The 20979-nt window shown below is 35.2% G+C and carries 20 protein-coding genes; 4 read left to right on the top strand and 16 right to left on the bottom strand.

Translation table 11 applies throughout. The annotated features are described in order from the left end of the window. Positions 1 to 10 precede the first annotated feature (10 nt). The 10 genes from Q0F04_RS02845 to Q0F04_RS02800 all read right to left on the bottom strand — a co-directional run bounded on the left by Q0F04_RS02845 (position 11) and on the right by Q0F04_RS02800 (position 13507). A complete protein-coding gene (locus Q0F04_RS02845) occupies positions 11 to 7600 on the bottom strand; it encodes an InlB B-repeat-containing protein (protein WP_295749920.1) in 7590 nt (2529 codons plus the stop codon). 168 nt (positions 7601 to 7768) lie between these two features. Further along, positions 7769 to 8251 carry a dCMP deaminase family protein gene (locus tag Q0F04_RS02840; RefSeq protein WP_295749938.1) on the bottom strand — a complete coding sequence of 161 codons (483 nt, stop codon included), beginning with the start codon at positions 8249 to 8251 and terminating at the stop codon, positions 7769 to 7771. Beyond that, positions 8248 to 9162, bottom strand: a complete 915-nt coding sequence (locus Q0F04_RS02835) for an RluA family pseudouridine synthase (protein ID WP_295749918.1) — start codon at positions 9160 to 9162, stop codon at positions 8248 to 8250. The genes Q0F04_RS02840 and Q0F04_RS02835 overlap by 4 nt, the downstream gene beginning before the upstream one ends. Beyond that, complete coding sequence (gene lspA, locus Q0F04_RS02830) at positions 9144 to 9638, bottom strand: signal peptidase II (RefSeq protein WP_295749916.1); 495 nt, start codon at positions 9636 to 9638, stop codon at positions 9144 to 9146. The genes Q0F04_RS02835 and lspA overlap by 19 nt, the downstream gene beginning before the upstream one ends. A gap of 11 nt (positions 9639 to 9649) precedes the next feature. Then, positions 9650 to 11245: a lipopolysaccharide core heptose(II) kinase RfaY gene (locus Q0F04_RS02825; protein WP_295749913.1), complete on the bottom strand. Its 1596-nt coding sequence runs from the start codon at positions 11243 to 11245 to the stop codon at positions 9650 to 9652. Next, positions 11242 to 11385, bottom strand: a complete 144-nt coding sequence (locus Q0F04_RS02820) for a hypothetical protein (protein ID WP_295749911.1) — start codon at positions 11383 to 11385, stop codon at positions 11242 to 11244. The genes Q0F04_RS02825 and Q0F04_RS02820 overlap by 4 nt, the downstream gene beginning before the upstream one ends. Before the next feature lie 55 nt (positions 11386 to 11440). Continuing rightward, a complete protein-coding gene (locus tag Q0F04_RS02815; RefSeq protein WP_295749909.1) occupies positions 11441 to 11911 on the bottom strand; it encodes a hypothetical protein in 471 nt (156 codons plus the stop codon). Next, the gene (locus Q0F04_RS02810; protein WP_295749906.1) at positions 11904 to 12791 is read right to left on the bottom strand and encodes a DUF1700 domain-containing protein; all 888 of its coding nucleotides are present in this window, start codon (positions 12789 to 12791) and stop codon (positions 11904 to 11906) included. The genes Q0F04_RS02815 and Q0F04_RS02810 overlap by 8 nt, the downstream gene beginning before the upstream one ends. 1 nt (position 12792) lies before the next feature. Continuing rightward, a complete protein-coding gene (locus Q0F04_RS02805; protein ID WP_295564253.1) occupies positions 12793 to 13107 on the bottom strand; it encodes a PadR family transcriptional regulator in 315 nt (104 codons plus the stop codon). Beyond that, complete coding sequence (locus tag Q0F04_RS02800) at positions 13091 to 13507, bottom strand: hypothetical protein (protein ID WP_295749903.1); 417 nt, start codon at positions 13505 to 13507, stop codon at positions 13091 to 13093. The genes Q0F04_RS02805 and Q0F04_RS02800 overlap by 17 nt, the downstream gene beginning before the upstream one ends. Before the next feature lie 292 nt (positions 13508 to 13799). On the opposite strand from Q0F04_RS02800, the gene Q0F04_RS02795 reads away from it, so the two are divergent. Further along, the gene (locus Q0F04_RS02795) at positions 13800 to 14291 is read left to right on the top strand and encodes a type II toxin-antitoxin system PemK/MazF family toxin (RefSeq protein ID WP_295749901.1); all 492 of its coding nucleotides are present in this window, start codon (positions 13800 to 13802) and stop codon (positions 14289 to 14291) included. Between the two features lie 38 nt (positions 14292 to 14329). Next, entirely contained in the window at positions 14330 to 14461 is a 132-nt protein-coding gene (locus tag Q0F04_RS02790; protein WP_295749899.1) for a hypothetical protein, read from the top strand. A gap of 108 nt (positions 14462 to 14569) precedes the next feature. Here Q0F04_RS02790 and Q0F04_RS02785 read toward each other — a convergent pair whose 3' ends face one another. Next, entirely contained in the window at positions 14570 to 16012 is a 1443-nt protein-coding gene (locus Q0F04_RS02785) for a leucine-rich repeat domain-containing protein (protein ID WP_295749897.1), read from the bottom strand. A gap of 215 nt (positions 16013 to 16227) precedes the next feature. On the opposite strand from Q0F04_RS02785, the gene Q0F04_RS02780 reads away from it, so the two are divergent. Continuing rightward, a complete protein-coding gene (locus Q0F04_RS02780) occupies positions 16228 to 16440 on the top strand; it encodes a cold-shock protein (RefSeq protein WP_040466022.1) in 213 nt (70 codons plus the stop codon). A gap of 57 nt (positions 16441 to 16497) precedes the next feature. Beyond that, positions 16498 to 16968, top strand: a complete 471-nt coding sequence (locus Q0F04_RS02775) for an HD domain-containing protein (protein ID WP_295749895.1) — start codon at positions 16498 to 16500, stop codon at positions 16966 to 16968. Here Q0F04_RS02775 and Q0F04_RS02770 read toward each other — a convergent pair. From Q0F04_RS02770 to sufU, 5 genes are read right to left on the bottom strand one after another with little or no spacing between them, the layout of a single operon-like run. Next, positions 16965 to 18008, bottom strand: coding sequence for a hypothetical protein (locus tag Q0F04_RS02770; RefSeq protein WP_295749893.1), 1044 nt, complete (start codon positions 18006 to 18008; stop codon positions 16965 to 16967). The two genes, Q0F04_RS02775 and Q0F04_RS02770, sit on opposite strands and share 4 nt — an antisense overlap. Before the next feature lie 15 nt (positions 18009 to 18023). Beyond that, complete coding sequence (locus Q0F04_RS02765; RefSeq protein WP_295749890.1) at positions 18024 to 18644, bottom strand: GDSL-type esterase/lipase family protein; 621 nt, start codon at positions 18642 to 18644, stop codon at positions 18024 to 18026. Then, a complete protein-coding gene (locus tag Q0F04_RS02760; RefSeq protein ID WP_295749888.1) occupies positions 18641 to 19138 on the bottom strand; it encodes a 5-formyltetrahydrofolate cyclo-ligase in 498 nt (165 codons plus the stop codon). The genes Q0F04_RS02765 and Q0F04_RS02760 overlap by 4 nt, the downstream gene beginning before the upstream one ends. Further along, the gene (sufB, locus tag Q0F04_RS02755; RefSeq protein ID WP_295749887.1) at positions 19131 to 20534 is read right to left on the bottom strand and encodes a Fe-S cluster assembly protein SufB; all 1404 of its coding nucleotides are present in this window, start codon (positions 20532 to 20534) and stop codon (positions 19131 to 19133) included. The genes Q0F04_RS02760 and sufB overlap by 8 nt, the downstream gene beginning before the upstream one ends. Beyond that, entirely contained in the window at positions 20527 to 20973 is a 447-nt protein-coding gene (gene sufU, locus Q0F04_RS02750; protein WP_117571484.1) for a Fe-S cluster assembly sulfur transfer protein SufU, read from the bottom strand. The genes sufB and sufU overlap by 8 nt, the downstream gene beginning before the upstream one ends. Positions 20974 to 20979: the final 6 nt, after the last annotated feature.

Below are 20979 nucleotides of genomic sequence, written 5' to 3'. Positions count from 1 at the left end.
TTGACTTTCATTAAGCTTGTTGTGCCTGTTCGTCTTCATCATCGTTATCAACATTTTTCCATTTACGTCCTACGAAGAATACTACGATTTGTACTAATCCAATAACAACCATCCAAATTGTCCATTGATCTGTCCAAGTCCAACGAAGACTCATGTCTTCAGTAACTAGGAAGAATACGACAGATAGGATTGCGATTAGAACTGCAAGTACGCGAGTGAATGCTCCACGTTTCTTTTCTTGTTCTTTCTCTTCATCATCTTTGTTAGCTGCTTGTTGTCTAGTTTCATCATCCTCTTCTTCGTCATCTTTATTCTTATGACGTTTAGAAATCAACAACAACAATCCAAATAATACCGTAACGATTGCACAAATCAAGTTGATTAATGCCCAGAATTTCTCTGGTCTAGCCTTAGGCGTCTTCTCCTTTTCAACCTTTTCTTCCTTAGGCTCAGCCTTCGGAGTCTTTTCCTTCTTAACTTCCTCTTGTTGTGGAGTTGGAGCAGGAACTACTTGTTGAATGTATCGAGGTGTTGCTGGAGGAGGACTTACTGGAGTTGGAGTACTTGGAGTTACAGGAGCCGGAGCTGCTGTAATTGTTAATGTACCAACAACCTTAGTAATGTCATAGTTAGAAGCTAATGTCTTTTCATTTAATTTGTATTCAAATGCGTTAGCACTATTTCCAACCTCTGTTTGAGTTCCAGTTACCTCATAAGAAGCACCTTCACCTTCTACGAATCCATCACCACTTACTGTGATAGAAGTATTCGTCAATGCTTGACCATCATAAGTCTTACTTACAGTTGCACTTGTCAATGTTACTAAACGCTTAGTAATCTTGTAAGTCTTAGTGAATGATCCACTGTAGTTACCTAATCCACTAACCTTAATAGTTACTGTACCAGCATTTACTAAATCATCACTATATACTACTGTGTAATCCTTATCCACGATTAAATCTTTACCAGTCTTAGTATCTTTAACTGTTAATACTTCTCTGTGTTCTTGACCATCATACTTAGAATCTTTTGGATCACTTACCGTAATACCAGTCTTCTTATCATCTGGAGTACCTGGCTCATCAGGAATAATTGACTTAGACATTACTGTTAAATCACCAATTGATTCACTAGCTAATGCGTAGTTTGTTTCAATAGCTGATCCATTCCACTTCAAACTATAAGTATTCTTAGAAGTACCCTTGTTTGTCTGAGAACCAGTTACCTTGAATTCAACATCTTCACCATCCACGATACCTTCAATCTTACCACCAGCTGTTAATGCAGTTCCATCATAAACCTTATTTGCAGATTCTGTTGTTACTGTATAAGCCTTAGGTGTGATTTCATAAGTTCTTGTTACTGTTCCAGTATAGTTTCCAATACCACTAATTGTTACTGTGATTGTTCCAGTTACATTTGTGAAATCTTCAGTTGAATAAGCTACTTCGTAATCTGTACCTTCAACTAATGCATTTCCTTCTTTATCTGCAACTGCAGGAGACCACTTGTGTTCCTTACCATCATATACTTCGTCACTTGGGTTATTGACTGTAACACCATCATAGTTAGGATTTGGTTTTTCTGGATCTTCACCAGGATCGATTGTCTGTTCAGTTACTGTTAAATCACCAATTGATTCACTAGCTAATGCGTAGTTTGTTTCAATAGCTGATCCATTCCACTTCAAACTATAAGTATTCTTAGAAGTACCCTTGTTTGTCTGAGAACCAGTTACCTTGAATTCAACATCTTCACCATCCACGATACCTTCAATCTTACCACCAGCTGTTAATGCAGTTCCATCATAAACCTTATTTGCAGATTCTGTTGTTACTGTATAAGCCTTAGGTGTGATTTCATAAGTTCTTGTTACTGTTCCAGTATAGTTTCCAATACCACTAATTGTTACTGTGATTGTTCCAGTTACATTTGTGAAATCTTCAGTTGAATAAGCTACTTCGTAATCTGTACCTTCAACCAATGCATTTCCTTCTTTATCTGCAACTGTAGGAGACCACTTGTGTTCCTTACCATCATATACTTCGTTACTTGGGTTATTGACTGTAACACCATTGTATTTATGATCAGGATCATTTGGATCAATAGACTGTTGAGTTACTGTTAACGTTCCAACTGTTTCACTAATTTGATAGTTAGTAGATTTAGCTGTTTCATTCCATTTGATTGAATATGCATTCTTAGAATTTCCAACTTCTGTCTGACTACCTGTAGTAGTAAATGTTGCAGTTTCTTTGTTTACAAATCCACTGATTGTGCCTTCAGCCGTTAATGGAGTACCATCATAAACCTTATTTGCGCTTGGCGTTGTTACTGTCAATGTGGCTGGAGTAATAGTGATTGAACCAGGAACTTTCGTAATCTTCAACTTATTCGTTACATCTTTACCTTCTGCATTCTTAATAACTAATGTATCACATGTTGCTTCTCTAGCAGTTGTTACATCCGTAGCAGTAGCACTCGATGTTGCTTTGTCTAAAGAATATCCTGTTGGTAGAGCACTAACTGTAACTTCAGTACCATGAGCTAATCCATCGTATGTATATGAAGAATGTTTTGTTGTAACTACGATTTCATTTTCATTTTCAGTTACTGTTAACGTTCCAACTGTTTCACTAATTTGATAGTTAGTAGATTTAGCTGTTCCATTCCATTCGATTGAATATGCATTCTTAGAATTTCCAACTTCTGTCTGACTACCTGTAGTAGTAAATGTTGCAGTTTCTTTGTTTACAAATCCACTGATTGTTCCTTCAGCTTTTAATGGAGTACCATCATAAACCTTATTTGCGCTTGGCATTGTTACTGTCAATGTAGCTGGAGTAATTTTATAAGTTCTATCAAATGTTCCAGTATAGTTACCTTTACCAGTAATTGTGATCGTGATTTCACCAACATTTGTAAAGTCTGTTGTTGAATACGTTGCATCATAATCTGTTTCAGCTGATAAAATTACATCTCTAAAAATATCTTTGACTTCTAATACTTCCTTATGTTCAAGTCCATCATATACATGACCTTGTGGATCACTAACTGACATATTTTGATCATCCGGATTAATTGACTTAGGTATAATACTCAATGTACCTTCATTCTTAGAAATGTCATAGTTATTAATATTAAATTTAGTACCAACTGTATATTCAATTGCATTTGTTACTGGACTATCTTTTACTTCAGTTACAGTTCCAATTGCTTGAACACTAGTTACTTCATCCTTAACAAATCCATTACCACCAACTGTTACATTCGGTCTTGTTAATGGAGTACCATCATAAGTCTTAGAACCACCTTCACTAGTTAATTTGACTTGACGTTTCGTGATAGAGTAAGTTTTATTTACTGTACCAACATAGTTGCCTTTACCAGTAATTGTAATTGTGATTTCACCAACATTTGTAAAGTCTGTTGTTGAATAAGCTACATCATAATCCTTTCCAGATTCTAATGTCTTGTCTAACTCAGCATCTCTAACAACAAGTACTTCTTGATGTGGATTACCATCATATACATGACCTTGAGGATCACTAACTTTGATTTTTTGATCTTCTGTATTAATTGACTTAGGCGTAATCACCAAATATCCGTCTGTTACTGTAAATGTTACATTACTAAAGTTAGAACTGTTATTTTTAAACTGTTCAGCAGCCATTCCCATGTTATATGTACCAGCATCTGTACCTTTAGCAACCTTATTTCCACTAAATGTGAAATCTGCTTCATGATATTTATCATTATTAATTGTAACTGTATAGCCTTCAACTCGATGTTCATTACCATCATATCCAACTGTATCAGTTGCACCAACGATTTGAACTTTAACTTCAGCTTCCACTGCCGTAATACTTAACTTACCTTCAGTCTTAGTAATCTGATAGTTATTTTCATTGAATTTTTCGTTTGCAGTATAAGTAATTGTATTTGTTACTTCACCATCACTAACATTAGTAACAGATCCAGTAGCTTTAATATCTTTTACTTCACCATTTACAAATCCTAAACCACCAATTGCTACATCTGGTTTAGTTAATGCAGTTCCATCATAAGTCTTAGAACCACCTTCACTAGTTAGTGTAACTTGACGTTTTTTGATTGTTAAAGTTCCGTTTTGTTTTGTAACAACAACTCGATCCGTAACATCTTTACCATCCTTAGTAACTGTTGCTTCACCAGTAATTACATTGTTATAAGTACCAGCATCAGTACCATTAACAGATGCGCTTAATCCAGATACTGTATAACCATCAATTGTCAATGAGTTAAATCCATCTACTACATGATTATTTCCATCATAAGTAACTTCATCACTCTTAGCTACAACTGTAATCTTGGCTTTTTCAACCCAAACTGCATATAGAACGTTTTCACCATTCGCATCAATATTGATTGTTTGTCCATCTGCATAAGTTGCATTTCCTGTACTAGAATCAGCCCAACCTGCAAAGTAGTATTCTTTACCTTCTTCTACTGGAGCAGTAAAGCCTAATACATCAGAATCATGAGCTTCAATTGCTACTGCCTCATTATTCATGACATCAACTCTTTTAGCTGTACCAATTCCATTGCCAGGATCATAAGTCAATGTTGTAGAAGTTTCTGCATTACCCCAAGTTGCCGTTAAAATAATCTGATTATCCTTATTCGCAATGTCCTTGTTTACTTCAAATGATTGTCCAGGCTTATAAATATTTCCATTTAATTCCCAACCTAAGAACTTCATATTTTCAGTAGTCGTTGCATTACCAGCTACGGTAACCTTAGCTCCACCAGCATAAACCTTATCATCTGTAGGAACCGTTACATCCTTTTCAGTACCAGGATCATAAACAACTCTTAATTCACCTTTGTACAACCATTTACCAACGATACTTGTATCTCTAGTAATTGTGTTATTTGTATTGAATACTTCAGAAGTAATATTTCCATTACCATCTGCATAATACCAACCCGCAAATGAGTATTCATTGATTGTTGGAATACTTGGTAATACTGTATTAGCTACTGTACCAGCTTCAACCTTCTTAGTATCCTTAGCTACTGTACCCTCAGGATTATTCAAGTTATAAGTTAACTTAACATCAGAAGCCGTCCACTTTGCGTATAACGTTACATTTTGAGCTGGCATCTTCTTACCAGTAAAGTTATATGCTTCACCTTCACAAAGTTCGTTTTCATACCATCCATCAAATACATAATATTCTGGAAGTGAACTAGGTCTTGTAGGTGTATAGTTCTCACTTGAAATACTTTGTTCATACTTCTTAGTAACTGTCTTATCTTGTTTACCATTGTTGATAAACTTCAAGTTATAAGAATTACGTGTATAGTAGAACTTAGCTCCATTATATTTTTTACCAATTTTCGAACTAATATCTTTCTTAAAAGTAAATCCTTTTAATGGATATTGATCTTCTTCAGTAATACTGTATCCAGTACCTGGAGTAGTATCTGTGTGATCTAATTTATAGTAAATACCATTTACCAATGTGCCATTTTCACCAGGTAATACTTCTACATAGTAGGATGCAGATTCACTGCCCTGTCGAATTAAAGGTCCATAAAATTTAGCTCCACCTAAAGGCATCGTTGCAATATTAGCTTGGTACGGACCATTGCCATTTGTAGTACTCCATGTTGAACTATTACTATAAGTTGGCCATTTTTTACTAATATCTTGACCATATTTTGCAGTAATTCTTAAATTCGTATACTCTTCTGAAGGTGTATACCAAGATGAAAAACTGTAGAACTTAACATCATACACATTTCTCTTATAGTAAACACTAACGATTGTAGAGCCATCACCCTTAATTATCTTTTTAGTAACTGGCTGTGCAGTAAATCCTTCATAAGATTTTGCCTTTGCATTTGCTTCTGTTCCAGTAAGACCAGTTTTGTTTTCAGATACATGGAATGAATATCCATCATCATCGGCATTTTCCCACCAGTGAATAACTGTATAGCTAACTTCTTTTGCTTTCCAATGAGCCTTTAAAGTTATCGGTTTCTTGATTTCTGTGCCATTCTCTACTTTTGATTCGCCATCATACCAACCATCAAATGTGTAACCAGGCTTTGTAGGTGTTGTTTGATCATTTAGAGAGATTTTGTCAAATACGAATTGAGAATCAATTGCACTTCCACCATCAGAATCAAAAGTTACCCAATAACCTTCTTTAATAATCGCATATACATTTACAGAAGTACTTCCATCTGGAACTGTAATATTTTTTGCGATATCTTTTGTACCATTTACTTCAGCTGCCCAACCAACTAATTTGTGAGTTGCGTCAACATCATATGATACACTTGAGTAATCATGACCTTTGTGGTCTGCAACCTTTTCTGTACGCATGATCTGTGTTCCTTCTGGATTATAGAAGTAAACATATAATGCGTCTTCGTATTTTGCAGTAATTGTACGAGTTTCAGTCTTTGTAATTGTCTGTTCACCAAAACCATCAAACTTAGTTCCATTTTCTTGCCATTCCACAAATGCTTTTCCAGCAATATCTGGAGCCGTTGGAGTAATCAATGTATCACCCGTTTTAACGATTTGTGTACTTACTTTATTACCTTCGGCAACAAAGTTAAATGTTGTCAATTCGACTTTCTTTTCACCCGTAATAACATAAATTGAGAAGTGATTTGCATCAAAGCTTTGTGTATTTGCAGCAACCTCTGTTACTGTACTTGCATCATCAGTAACATGGTAAATATTTACTTCTTCACCACCAACTGCTACATTTTCAAAGCTAACATTAACAATTCCATTTGGTTGAATTTCGATACCATCTGCATTCACGATCGTAATATCCAGAGCTATAGCTGAATCAACCTCTTTATCCTTTTCCGTAACTGTTTCTTCAACAGCGTTCAAAATAGCTTTTCTTGTAACACGCTTAACGATTAATTGTGCACCACTCGGTAAAACACCTTCGGCCGCCGTTACATGAACGGTTACGTTTCCAGCTGTAGCACTCATATCAAATGCAGGATACTCTGGTAATTCTTCCTTCGCTTCTGGGTCTGCCTCAGCATCTTCTTCTGTTTTTTCTTCAGTTTTGTTTTCTTCTTGAGCTTCATTTGCTTCTGGGTGCGATTCTGTAATTACCTTCTGGTAAACAAATTTCACACTTGTCAAATCTGAAGTCACATTTAAATTTGCCTGGGCTGCAGCTACGACTTGTGAATCATTCATAACTACATCTTTTAGGGTATAACCATCAAAATTCAACATCACACTAGCATCCGAATTCAAGTTGTAATCGATCTCATACTCATGAGTGGTAGCATCTCTTAATATTGTTCCATCTTGGGCTACATAACTTAATGTTACAGACTTTGTTTCGGGCCCTTGTACAAACTCTTCCTCTGCATCTGTTGCAGGCATTTCAGTTTGTTCGACAGCCACTTGCTGCGAAGTATCTTCAACCGTTACCGGTTCTTGTTCTTGGGTTTCTTCTATTATTGGTTCTTCTGATAGAGTATTCGCATAGTAAGTATCTGCCAATCCGAACTGAACAGCCATCGCAAGCGACAACATGATCGCCGATGCTCTCTTCAAGTTCTTCAACATATTCAATTTTTCCTCCTTTTCTATTCTTAGATAGTTACCCTTCCCATCTACAACTAAAGTATAAAATTATTAAGGTTATAGAATGGTTATAAATTTGCTAACTTCGTCTTTTTTGTTACACAATTTTCAATCCATTTCAAAATAAAAAGCCATCCAATTTAGGATGACTTAACGATTATTGATCTTTGTTTCTACATCAATCTCATAAGGTAGCTGCACAAGCTTTACCCCTGCCTCATGAAACATGCGCTTACTGGCAATATTGCCTTCGGTTCCATCATACTTATCACTTTCATATACAACACAAGTAATACCAGCCTGAATAATGGCCTTTGCACATTCATTACAAGGAAATAATGAAACATATAAAGTACAACCATGAAGATCTTGAATACTATTTAAGATCGCATTCAATTCGGCATGTACGACATAAGGATACTTAGTCTCAAGAAATTCACCATCTCTTTGCCAAGGAAACTCCTCATCTTCACAACCATAAGGAAAACCATTGTATCCAAGTCCAACCACTCGCTTTTGTGGATTGACAATACAAGCGCCTACACGCGTATTTGGATCTTTTGAACGCTTTGCACTCAAATGAGCCATGCCCATAAAATATTGATCCCAACTTAATACATCGTCACGCATTATTCTTCACCTTCTCTAAGTTCATTTAAAACTCTTTCAAAAGTAGGTTCTAAACCAATCTCAAAACGCATTTTTTCATTTGTTGTAGGATGCACAAACTCCAAAGCACACGCATGCAACAACTGACCATTGGCCTGAATTGTTTTTCTTGGACCATACTTAGGATCTCCTGCGATTGGATGTTCAATATACTGCATATGCACACGAATCTGATGTGTTCTACCCGTCTCTAACTGACACTTGATATACGCAAACTTTTTAAAGTTTTCTAATACTGTAAAATGCGTAATCGCATCTTTCGAATTATTTGCGGTAACCGCCATCTTCTGACGATCCTTATCATCACGACCAATTGGCGCATGAATCGTACCATGCTCATGCGTAAAAGGATTATGTACAATAGCTACATATTCACGATGACACGTTTTATCCTGTAACTGCTGACTTAAAGATTCGTGAGCCACATCATTCTTGGCAACAACCAATAATCCCGACGTATCCTTATCAATTCGATGTACAATACCTGGGCGCATTACGCCATTGATACCACTCAAATCTTTACAATGATAAAGTAAGGCATTCACTAAAGTTCCAGAATAATGACCCGGAGCCGGTTGTACAACCATACCCTTTGGCTTATTGATCACAATAATATCATGATCCTCATATACAATATTTAAATCAATAGGTTCAGGAAGAACTTCGGTAGAATCGAGTTCAGGAATAGAAACCTCAATTTCATCTCCTACACAAACTTTATAACTTGCCTTCATCACCTTTTGATTGACCAAGACATTTCCTTCATCCAACAAATCCTTAATTCTCTTACGCGAAAAATCCAATTTTTCCGCAAGAACCTTATCCAAACGATCCAATTTAGTATCTTCATCTATCTTTAAGATTCTTGTTTCCATCTCTCATGCTCCTTCTTATCATCTATAAACATACTTACTAATATTAATGCGATACCCACTGTAATACAGATATCCGCTACATTAAATACGGGAAATGGATAGCCAAAAATATAGAAACTAAAGAAGTCTCTTACAAAGCCTAGCGTCATACGATCAATAAAGTTTCCAATAGCTCCCGAAAAAACGAGAGACAAACAAATCTGATAACGCGAATCATCCGTTTTAAAAAACATATAAACCATACCCACTAAGGCAATGATTGTTAGTGCGGCAAAAAAGCCCATACCAGCACCCGCAAACATACTAAAACCTGCCCCAGTATTACGAACATATGTCAAATAAAAGAAATGCTTGATCATTTCAACCGAATCATTTAATGCGATAGACCTCTCAATGGCCCACTTTGTCCATTGATCCAGTCCCAAAGTGACCAACACAATCAATAGTGAAGCCACTGCAGTTTTACCTTTTTTCATATACTTCCCCTTTAAAACGACTTATTTTTTCGATGCAAAAACAACATCTTGAAAAACAACCATACACTCATGCCAAGCGCAATAATATACCCAAAAAATCCAAGTGCAGGAATACCCATGATCATCGGCTTCATCTTTGTCGTGCAAATCAAACTTGAACCCATAACCAAAGCCGCAATCAACACACATACGATCAAACGATTCACCATCTGATCAATCTTGGCAAGTGGAGCTTGCGAACCCATTAGATTCAAATTGACCTTGATCTGTCCTCTTTGAACCATCTTCAACACATCACTTGCCTGCACAGGAATATCGATCGAACGAGAAAGCGCATCAATACTACGCTTAGCCGTTGACTTGATTTCTTTTTTCCAGTCAATCTGTGTCAAACTTGACTTATGACTCATCGCAATCTTCATCGTATTCATATTCGGATCTAAAGCTGTTAGTGTTCCTTCAATTGTCATCATGGAACGAGCTAACATACTAATGCCTTTTGGCAAAGAAATCGAATATACATGACAAATCGAAAACATATCCTGGATCAATTTTGCGACATCAATCTCTGAATATGGAACACTCAAATATTGATTCACGAAACGATCCATATCCGCACAAAAAGCCGTATAATCAATCTCCTTTTTACAATCCCCAATCATCAAGATACAATCCACAAGCTTTTGTGTATCTCGCAAGGCAATTGCTCGAACAGCCTCCTTCATTGTTTCACGCTCATTCGCATCTAAAGTTCCCATCATACCAAAATCGATCCATACGATTTGATTATCACGAATCCTTAGATTTCCCGAATGCGGATCCGCATGAAAGAAACCATTCTCAATAATTTGTGAAATATAATTAAACGCCAATTTATCCGCTATCTCACTACGATCATATCCAAGCTCATCTAATTCTTTAGAATCATTGATCTCAATACCATCCACATATTCCATCACAAGAATATTCTTTCTTGTGTATTCATCATAGATTTTTGGCGCATCAATAAACTTACAATCCTTATACTCATTCTTAAAGCGTTTCGCAAATTGAGCCTCAATCGTAAAGTCCATCTCCTGCTTTGCGGTTGTCCAAAATTCATCAATGACCATATCTAGATCTACTACGCTTGATACAATATCTGAAAGATTCAATATCTTAACAGCCTTTCTTAACAAGGCCACATCACGTTCCATCCACTCGTAGATCTTAGGGCGCTGAATCTTTAGCACAACTCTTTCTTTAGACTTCAAAGTAGCAGCGTGCACCTGCGCAATCGATGCGGAACCTAGACAAATCTCATCAATACTTTCAAACTCTTCTTGAAACAAATCGCCATACGTCTCTTGAATGATTTGTTCAACCATAGAAAAAGGCATGGGACTTGCCTGCGAGCGAAGCTTCATTAATTCCTTACAATACCGCTGGGAAAATAGATCCTGTCTTGTCGACATGATTTGCCCAATCTTAACGAAAGTAGGACCCAAGTCTTCAAGTATCATACGAAACTTAACGGGATCCATACCCTTTTGGATATGATGCTTTCTTAATATAGATACAATCTGCGCAAACCTTGCACTCGTTGACATCGTATTCGTATCACTCATCGTTTCACATCCTGCTTTCTACGTAAAGGCGTATTTGTCACTTTACCCCTTTTTAAATCCCTTAGCGAATTTGACTTCTTTTTATCATCCACCAGAATCATTCTCAACAAACGACTCCAGTCCCTATTATTTTTCACCATAACAGTATTTTAACACACTTGTTAGAAATCAAAAAGAAACAGTATAAACTGTTCCTTAATAGTAGTCATCTACCAATGTAATTTTATCCTTTAATGCCTTACCATATCGAAGACTTACATGAATTTCATTATTCTTTGCACAATACTCATCATAACTCTTTGATTTAAACGTATTAAAAATGGTTTGAAGATTCTTTGACATTTCATAATCATCCATCTGCAAATCTAATTTATCCTCATCCTGCACAACATGAAGCATTTTAGGATATGTGATCACCAACGAATTATCCGGTAATTGATCATCTTCCACCATTTCATCCACAACGACACGTACATCGCCAACCGAACTTAAATACGTCTTTGTATATAAATGACAGCTATCTGGCATTGTCGTTGTCATAGTCTGCGTTTCTTTGGACAAATCAATTTGATTTGGACTAATTTGACTCAATTCATATACAAACGTTCCACAACCAATCACAAATAATAAGATTGAAACAACAAGTAATACACCTAATTTACGCATTTGTATCCACCCTCTTTGGCCATGCACGAACTAACATCAATAGGATTGCCAAACTTCCTAATATAAAGGCAATGTCCATACAATATAATCCAGCACTTGTTGTGGCATACATAGCACTGACATAAATCAATACCACTAAACCAATGCCGCTGCCAATCAACACACACGCTACAGGAATCATAGCCAAGACTAAGATGACCTTTAAGACATCGGATTCAAGATGTCTTGGCTTTCTTTCATGATATAAAGGGCGCTCAGGCGTTGGAGGTAAATCACTCGATTTAATATTATCATTCCAAGTATCTTTGATGTCGTCCATCACACCCACGTTGTGCGCATGCAAACGATAACGCTCCACTCTTTTCGCCATAACTTTCACAAAGAAATAAATGGCTAAACATAAATATAGAATGCGACATAAACTCAACATAAAATCTGTGATCATATAGAATCCGACAAAGAATGAAAAAATCATCGACAATAAGAATTGGCATAAAATATCTACCACAATGACTTTTCCAATCAACAAAATCAATACTAAGACAATCGCATCAAATAAAATATGAAAGATTTCATTCATTGAAAAATTACCAAGCTTAGAAAACAATTCCTCCACCTTGGCATATACCTTATCAATCGTTTTATCCGCACGATTTGAGAATGGATCCATTGAATCCGTATTGATTTTATATGCATCTAAAATGTCTTTTACCAATTCATCCACATCACCAAAGCCAGCAACAGCCTCTTCTTCTGTAACACCACCAGCAATCTTGTCATCAATATACGTTCCATATTCTAATATGATGTCTTCTCTTTCTTTATCACTAATCAATGATAACTTCTGATTTAAAACATCTAAAAATTCCTTTTTTAACACCCTACTCCACTCCTTTCAAATATGCATTTACACTATCTGAAAAATCCGTCCACTCCGATAATAACGCATCATATCTTTCAAGACCCAAACTAGTGATGTGATAATACTTTCTAGGAGGACCTTCCGTAGACTCTTTTAAATATGACTCCAATAAATGATCATTCGACAGACGCTTCAATAAAGGATAAATCGTACCTTCATTTACTTGAATTACCTCATTGATACGAGATACAAGCTGATATCCATATAGATCATCGGATACGATAGCCTTTAATACAATCAATTCTAAAACACCTTTTTTAAATTGAGTATTCATGCGCTCCACCCCTATTCTTTCCCATTAAAGATGGTTGAAACACATCTACATACATCTTTTCCAAAGTTGTCAATGAAAGATTACGAATCGACTGTACATACTTAAAGTTTGGATTCATAATCCCATTCTTATATTTCAACTTCATTTCATACGCCTCATTATATTCAATGGCACCCACACCAATCACTTGCACACACATAAATAATTTTGAAGCTTTATTTAATCCCATGATTTTTCCATTACGAACCCAACCACAAAAATACACTGGAATATTCTGAAAGGAGTATCCTGAAATATGGTCAATCGAAATCACAGGAAGATTCATTTTTTTACCTAAACACTGCGCATATTCTTTTGTTGCCCCATGCTTAGAACAATAAATTACCGCTCTTGGCTGCATAATATCACCTCGTACGCTATTATAATATACACACTACCTTGGATTGTCAAGTACTGTGTTATACGTATTTGATTTAGATGAATTTAACATCGAATATTCACTTTATTTTAAAATATCTATCTAACGAAGATTTTAGTAGAATATAGGTGAAATAATATATAGTGCTAATTGATCCTTTAATGTATTAACACAAACACCTGGAAACATATAGGTATCTGGATAACAAAGGTCAACATACAGTGGATACAGTAGCTCAGATGGAATATGAAAGAATTAAAGAAGGAAAAATAAAATGAAATTTCAAAGATTTAAACGCGGAAGTGTTGTAATGGTGGAATTTTCACCATCTATGGGTAGTGAAATCAAGGGGAAACATTTAGCTATCGTTTTAACGAAAAATGATTCACCTAATAATGGTGTGCTAACGGTAATTCCATTAAGTTCAAAAAATAAGCCTTATTATGTTCCAATCGGTAATTTTTTTCTTAATGAAGCAATCCCTTTCTTAGATAAACAATTAAATGAATTCATAGAGAACATAAAAAATGTTACAGATGAAGAGAAAAAAGCAATGTTAGATAATGCAAATAAGTTTATTTTTGTTGCCAAAATGTATCAAAAAATGGGTGTTGACTCCTATGCAATGGTACAAAATATCTCCACAATCAGCAAATTAAGAGTTCTTAAACCAATAAACAAGTATGATCCCATTTTAAAAATTAGAGTTTCAGATGAAATCATGACAGTACTTGATAATAAATTAATAGAATTATTTACAAAGTAAATCTTTTGACTTTAGAGTTATGAGATGTTAATATACTTATGAACAACGGCCTTGGCGCCATTGATTATTACACAACGGCCTTAGCGCCATGTAGAAAGTCACTGATTTATTTCAGTGGCTTTTCTTTATTATCAAATCTTTGTGTGAATGTCAAATCTATGGCTGCTTAATTAATGCTGAAGAAGAGATTTTGAATGCAATTTCAAATTTTTAAGACCTAATTAAGATATAATACAACATAAAATCATTAAATCCCCTTTATGTAAAGGGGATTTGGCTTAGTTAGTAAATTTTTCGTAGAACTCCATACTCTCAAGTACGCTTGTATCCTGGATTGGATTATCATCCAAACGTAAAGCTTCTAATAATTCTAGATCTTTTAATGGAGTTACATCTGTAATGTAGTTTGCCTTCAAAGTTAGTGAACGCAAATATTTAAGTTTAGATAATGGAGTTAAATCTGTAATCGCATTGTGATCCAAACGCAAATAAGAAATAAACTCTAAATGTTCTAATGGTGTTAAATCTTCAATGACATTGTTGTATAGATCCACATCGCAAAGGTTTGTTAGTTCTTTTAATGGTGTCAAATCTTTAACATTATTGTTTTCCAAAGAAATGATTTCCAATTGCTTCATATCCTTTAAACAAGTAATATCCTTAATATCATTACGACCCACATTCAAATACACCATGTCTTTGGCATCCTTTAAAATACGAATATCCTTGATACGGTTTGTGAACAAATTTAAATGCTTCAATTGATGCGCATTCTTTAAGAAATTGATTTCAGTTAACTGACAGAACTTCGCATCTACACTTTCCAAATGCTCAACATTTGTGAATTTTTCTAGATTCTTTAAACGGTTTTTAGAAACATTCAATTCTTTTAAATCACCCAAGTTATTCAATAAAGACATATCTTTAAATCCAGACTGTTCCATAGACAAAGATTCTAAGTGGTTTAATTCCTTCAAGAAAGTAAAGTGTTCTGGTTCATTATAAGAAATATTCAAAGATTTAAGATTTGAAAATTCCTTTAATACAGAATAATCCTTTAAATATGGACAGTTAGAAACATTCAATTTCTTCAAGTTTTTCATTGACAACAATGGACTTAAATCGGACATTAAGTTTGTGTTTAAATCCAATTCTTCAACATTAGAAAGATATGTTAAATCTTCGATATTGAATAAACGCATACCACCCATATCCAATTTCTTTAATTTCTTGAGTACACCTAAGATGGCATAGCTAAAAGGACCATTTTCAGTATTGATATGAACCTCTTCTAACTTCTTACAATGCTCTAAATAAATCAAGCTATCAACTTTCGCCTTTGAAAGATTCAATACTTCCAAATCAATCATTGCAGCAACGCTTGAAATATCCATTGTATATAAATTGTTTCTTGAAATATTTAATTTTTTTAGTTGTCTAAAACCATGTAGAGCCTGTAAATCTCTTAATTGATTTCGAGAAACATTTAAACAAACTAAATTATGTAAATCCTTGATTGGATCCAACGTCTGTAACTTATTATTGCTCGCATTTAAAGTTTCTAGATTCTCCGCATACTGCAAACCTTCTAGAGTCTCTATTTCATGATCCTGTACTTCTAAATGGATCAATTCCTTCATCAAATCTTCGGTTAGTTCTTCTTCTTTAACACGCAAAGTACGCGCAATTACACTACGTAACGCATCATCTTGAATAAGCATAAAATAAATGCCCTCCTTTATATATTCATTATAATCAAAATATAACATAATAACTATATAAAAATGGTTTTTTTAATGACAATGTTGTTAGAAAATGCTAAAATGAAAGCAGTTAAGGATTAGACTCGTATTCTGATTGTGATAAATGCTATTGTATGCAAATACTTTCTATTTTAACGGTCAAAGGATATTGGCTTAGTCCAGGAGGTATAGGCATGAGCACAGGTAAAGTAAAATGGTTTAACGCTGAAAAAGGTTATGGATTCATTACCAGTGAAGATGGAAAAGATGTATTCGTACACTATTCATCAATTAATTCTGAAGGATTTAAAACTTTAGAAGAAGGACAAACTGTTACTTATGACGTTGTTGAAAGCGATCGTGGACAACAAGCTAACAATGTCACAGTTGTAGATACAGCTGCGTAGAAATTTGTTCGAATCAAGCGCACATCGTGCGCTTTTTTCATGAAAGAGAGGGATTTTATGTTAGAGCGATATGAAAAAGTAAAAGAATATGTATATTCTCAATATGCCAAAATTTATAATGAAGATTTAAAAGTAGCCGCCCTTACCCATACTGCGAGTGTGGACCTTTCCATTACATTTATTGCCATGGCAAGAGGCACCAATCTAGAACGAGCTAAAGTAGCTGCTCTATTTCATGACTATGCACAATTTATAGACAACTGCCCACATTCTCAACATGCCAAATTATCAAGCCTTCACGCCTATAAGTACTTAAAAGAAAGTGGCCTATTTAAAACTACAGAAATTGATGATATTACTTATGCGATTCGTCAACATTCCAAAAAAGACTCTTTTGATTCACCACTATGTGAAGCCTTAAAAGATGCTGACGTATTAGCACGTTTTCTAGAAAATCCCGAAAAAGAAATCACAGGAATGAAAAGACAGCGCCTGCTTAACGCCTGCGCTGATATTCAAAGTCATTAAAATTTTTGATAATACAGTTCGACACTCGCATCGAGCTGTTTTTTTAATTGGTTAAACACCTTCATAAATACATCTTTATCATACACGATCCAGTCAATGTAGGAAAAGCTCTTACCAATAGCTCCCCCAACCGCTTTACCTGCATGCACCTTAGAAATAGCTTCATCCAATTGTTTCGATAATTTCTGACGATACAAAGCATCTTCTTTATTATGGAAAGGATTTGAATAATACACATAACCAAACTCACCATCTTTACTCGATAGATCCGCAAGCACTTCTTCCTTTTCCTCAATCGTTTGTTCCACCAATAAAGGATGCGTAGTAAAAATAAGCTTCATATCTTTTCTTAAGGCATCGTGCGCAAAATCCTGAATTGGCTGATATACCGAATAAATATCAATTGGCTTATCATATACTTTCCAATGATTCTTTTCTACCAATCCCATAATCACTTCATAAAAATCAATCATTTGACAGAACTTCATATCTGAGTCTGGTGTATCAATAAAATCAACACGACAAATATATGCCTCATACGCAAGCTGCCCAATCGCAAGCTCCACAAGATACATACTCATTTCTTTTTTATTTTCCGGATTACCAATCAAGTTAAAACCAGGACAATATACTTTACAATCCAACATATCATTTTCAATTTGATAAAAGACATGAAAATCTGCCAAAGTATATTCCTCATTTTTGATCTGAACCATAGCCTGAATTGCCTTTTGCGACATAGGCGGTAAAGTCGCATTCATGATCCAGTTTTGTTTCACACTCTTAGGTGCAATGTCACAAAGCATCTGACATAAATATTGTGTTGTCTTATTTGGACCAGTGTCAAAAGTCATCTCAAAAGAATCATAAAAGCTTTCGACAAAGAAATGGGCACCACTAATTTCCATTACCTCTTCATCCAATTCTTGAATTAATTCATTTAACTCTTCATATTGTTCGGCCTTTAAACAATTAATAATTGCACCCTGTTTTTCTTCAAAATGCTTCCAGAACGCTAAACCATTTGTATAAGCACTCATTGATGATCTCCCTTCTTATAATTCTTTAATAATAGATATTAAGGCATCCGCCACAAGTGTATGACCCTTTTCATCCATATGGATCCCATCCAAACTTCCAGCTACAGCACTCGTATCAATCACTTCTACATTCAAACCAGAACAACCCTTTTCTAAGTATGGCTTTGTATTTTCTAAAATATCAAAACCTGCTTGACCAAAATTACTAGCTGTTCTTTCATTTTTTAATCCATCCACATTCATTTTAGGTGGACACACCACAATAAACTTAGGTAACTTAGATCCATCACGATAGTTTTCCGGATTTAAGGCTCTATACATCAAAGTACGAATCCCCTTCTCTATTGATATAGAATTCGTTGAAAACTGACGCTTCGCATCGTTTGTACCCAACATAATAAACACAACATCAATGGGAGCATGCGTCTTTAAAACCATTGAAATCATTTTTGCCCCATTACGATCCGCATCATATGGATCATCCAAACACAATGTTCGACCACATAAACCTTCCTCAATGATTTCATGTTCTTTAAAAGACTGCTTTATCAATTGTGTAAAACGATTTTTTTGTCTAGACGCATCCAAGGCATCATAACCCCACGTATTACTGTCCCCATAGAATAATATCTTCATTTTAGAATCCTACTTTCTGTAATAATCATATCTAACTTAATATCGGTTGGTTTAATATCAAAATTTGTTTCCTGCACATCAAAAGCTACACCAATCTTCAATGCAGAACTTTTACTTAAATACCTGTCATAATAGCCTTTTCCATACCCCATTCGATATGTACCAAAGAATCCAACGACTGGTACTAAAATCACATCTAAATCTTTTACTTCCTGTATTCCAATGGGTTCAATCGTTGAAAATGGACCCTTACTCTTTTCTTCATGATCCGAATAAAAGGCAATCGTAGTATCATCTAACATCTTAGGAATATATAAGTCAAATTTATCACGAAACATTGTATACACATCCACTTCATAGCGAATTGGAATATACGTTCCTATTTTTCCTTTTAAAAAAGGCAAAACACAATTTGTGATTGCCTTTTCCTTTTCAATTCTTTTAGAATTTGTTAATGAACTACGCCTTTGAATACACTCTTTACGCTTATCCAATGCTGTCACTCATATCTAGCTTCAACATTTGATTCAACTCAACCGCATATTCCATTGGAAGTTCACGCGTAAATGGTTCTAAGAATCCCATAACGATCATTTCAGTGGCTTGAGAACGAGTTAAACCACGAGACATCAAATAGAACAATTGTTCTTCACTAATGTTTGAAACTGTCGCCTCATGCTCAATTTGAGACGTATCATTATAAGATACATTCATTGGAACTGTATCACTACGTGATTTCTTATCTAAAATCAAAGTATCACATTCAACTTTACTCTTGGCATAGGCCGCATTTTTAGAATGTGTTACCCAACCACGATAGTTTACTTCACCACCATTACGCGCAATAGATTTAGAAATAATTGTACTCGAAGTATGAGGAGCCAAATGAATCATTTTACTTCCCGCATCCTGAATCTGGTTTTCACCGGCTACCGCAATTGAAATTGTTGTTCCCTTTGCGTATGGCTCAGCCAAGATACAAGCTGGATACTTCATATTTACATGCGAACCAACGTTTCCATCGATCCATTCCATGTGTCCATTTTCAAATACTTTTGCACGCTTCGTAACTAAGTTCAAGATATTACTTGACCAGTTTTGTACCGTTGAATAACGACATTTCGCATTCTTATGTACATAGATTTCTACAACAGCCGCATGCAAAGAATCCTTTGAATATGTCGGTGCCGTACACCCTTCTACATAATGCACATCAGCACCCTCATCTACAATAATCAATGTTCTTTCAAATTGTCCCATCTGCATAGAGTTAATACGGAAATACGATTGAAGTGGTTTTTCCAACTTCACACCCTTTGGTACATAAATAAACGATCCACCAGACCATACAGCCGTATTTAAAGCTGCATATTTATTATCTGTATAAGGAACAAGTTTACCAAAATATTCCTTTAATAAATCTGGACATGCCTTTAATGCAGAATCCGTATCCAAGAAGATAACCCCCTTCTCTTCTACTTCTTCTAACATATTGTGATATACAACTTCACTCTCATATTGTGTAGATACACCGGCTAAGAATTTTTGTTCCGCTTCCGGAATTCCTAGCTTATCAAACGTATTACGAATCGTGTCTGGCACTTCATCCCATGACTTTTCTTGTTTATCACTTGGTTTGATGTAGTATGTGTAATCATCAAAGTTGATTTCACTTAAATCTGGACCCCAATTTGGATTTTGTTGCTTTTCAAAAGAATGATATGCATCAAGTCTTAGCTGCAACATCCATTCAGGCTCCTTTTTGATTTTTGAGATCGTACGAACTGTTTCTTCATTCAATCCCTTTTGGGTTTTATAAACACTGACATCTTCATCATGAAAACCATATTCATATTCACTAGAAAGTGCGATATCTTTTTCGTTACTCATCTTTTCCATCCTCACTTTCCTTAATCATTTCACGCATAGCCTTCCATCCAATTGTGGCACAATTGATACGATTGGCTTGTTTTCCGACATTTTGAAACGCTATGGCCTCATCTAAAACATCTTCATCATATTCTTTTTGATCAATCATTTTGAAATAATTGTCCATGATTTCTTTTGCTTCTTGTGTTGTCTTTCCTTTTAATAATTCAGACATAATTGAAGTCGAAGCCGTTGAAATCGTACAGGCAACCCCATCAAAACGAATATCATCAATTTTTCCATCTGAAATTTTTGTCTGCACCGTAATATCATCAATACAAGAATCACTCGCCATATGACGTGACATGTAACCACTGTCTTTTGTCAATTCTTTATTACGAGGATAGTCATAATGATCCATAATAATCTGGCGCATCAACATTGGATCAATATTTGACATAATTAA

Source organism: uncultured Holdemanella sp. (assembly GCF_934772795.1).
In the GTDB taxonomy this organism is placed as follows: Bacteria; Bacillota_I; Bacilli_A; order Erysipelotrichales; family Erysipelotrichaceae; genus Holdemanella.
The sequence above is the reverse complement of the archived record's forward strand: the minus strand, read 5'-3'. Positions and strand labels throughout refer to the sequence as shown.

What these genes read in the sequence shown, in the direction of transcription:
- Q0F04_RS02845 (WP_295749920.1), bottom strand. Translation starts at nt 7,600, where the DNA reads ATGTTGAAGAACTTGAAGAGAGCATCGGCGATCATGTTGTCGCTTGCG.
- Q0F04_RS02835 (WP_295749918.1), bottom strand. Translation starts at nt 9,162, where the DNA reads ATGGAAACAAGAATCTTAAAGATAGATGAAGATACTAAATTGGATCGT.
- lspA (WP_295749916.1), bottom strand. Translation starts at nt 9,638, where the DNA reads ATGAAAAAAGGTAAAACTGCAGTGGCTTCACTATTGATTGTGTTGGTC.
- Q0F04_RS02825 (WP_295749913.1), bottom strand. Translation starts at nt 11,245, where the DNA reads ATGAGTGATACGAATACGATGTCAACGAGTGCAAGGTTTGCGCAGATT.
- Q0F04_RS02820 (WP_295749911.1), bottom strand. Translation starts at nt 11,385, where the DNA reads ATGGTGAAAAATAATAGGGACTGGAGTCGTTTGTTGAGAATGATTCTG.
- Q0F04_RS02815 (WP_295749909.1), bottom strand. Translation starts at nt 11,911, where the DNA reads ATGCGTAAATTAGGTGTATTACTTGTTGTTTCAATCTTATTATTTGTG.
- Q0F04_RS02805 (WP_295564253.1), bottom strand. Translation starts at nt 13,107, where the DNA reads ATGAATACTCAATTTAAAAAAGGTGTTTTAGAATTGATTGTATTAAAG.
- Q0F04_RS02800 (WP_295749903.1), bottom strand. Translation starts at nt 13,507, where the DNA reads ATGCAGCCAAGAGCGGTAATTTATTGTTCTAAGCATGGGGCAACAAAA.
- Q0F04_RS02795 (WP_295749901.1), top strand. Translation starts at nt 13,800, where the DNA reads ATGAAATTTCAAAGATTTAAACGCGGAAGTGTTGTAATGGTGGAATTT.
- Q0F04_RS02790 (WP_295749899.1), top strand. Translation starts at nt 14,330, where the DNA reads ATGAACAACGGCCTTGGCGCCATTGATTATTACACAACGGCCTTAGCG.
- Q0F04_RS02785 (WP_295749897.1), bottom strand. Translation starts at nt 16,012, where the DNA reads ATGCTTATTCAAGATGATGCGTTACGTAGTGTAATTGCGCGTACTTTG.
- Q0F04_RS02780 (WP_040466022.1), top strand. Translation starts at nt 16,228, where the DNA reads ATGAGCACAGGTAAAGTAAAATGGTTTAACGCTGAAAAAGGTTATGGA.
- Q0F04_RS02775 (WP_295749895.1), top strand. Translation starts at nt 16,498, where the DNA reads ATGTTAGAGCGATATGAAAAAGTAAAAGAATATGTATATTCTCAATAT.
- Q0F04_RS02770 (WP_295749893.1), bottom strand. Translation starts at nt 18,008, where the DNA reads ATGAGTGCTTATACAAATGGTTTAGCGTTCTGGAAGCATTTTGAAGAA.
- Q0F04_RS02765 (WP_295749890.1), bottom strand. Translation starts at nt 18,644, where the DNA reads ATGAAGATATTATTCTATGGGGACAGTAATACGTGGGGTTATGATGCC.
- sufB (WP_295749887.1), bottom strand. Translation starts at nt 20,534, where the DNA reads ATGAGTAACGAAAAAGATATCGCACTTTCTAGTGAATATGAATATGGT.
- sufU (WP_117571484.1), bottom strand. Translation starts at nt 20,973, where the DNA reads ATGTCAAATATTGATCCAATGTTGATGCGCCAGATTATTATGGATCAT.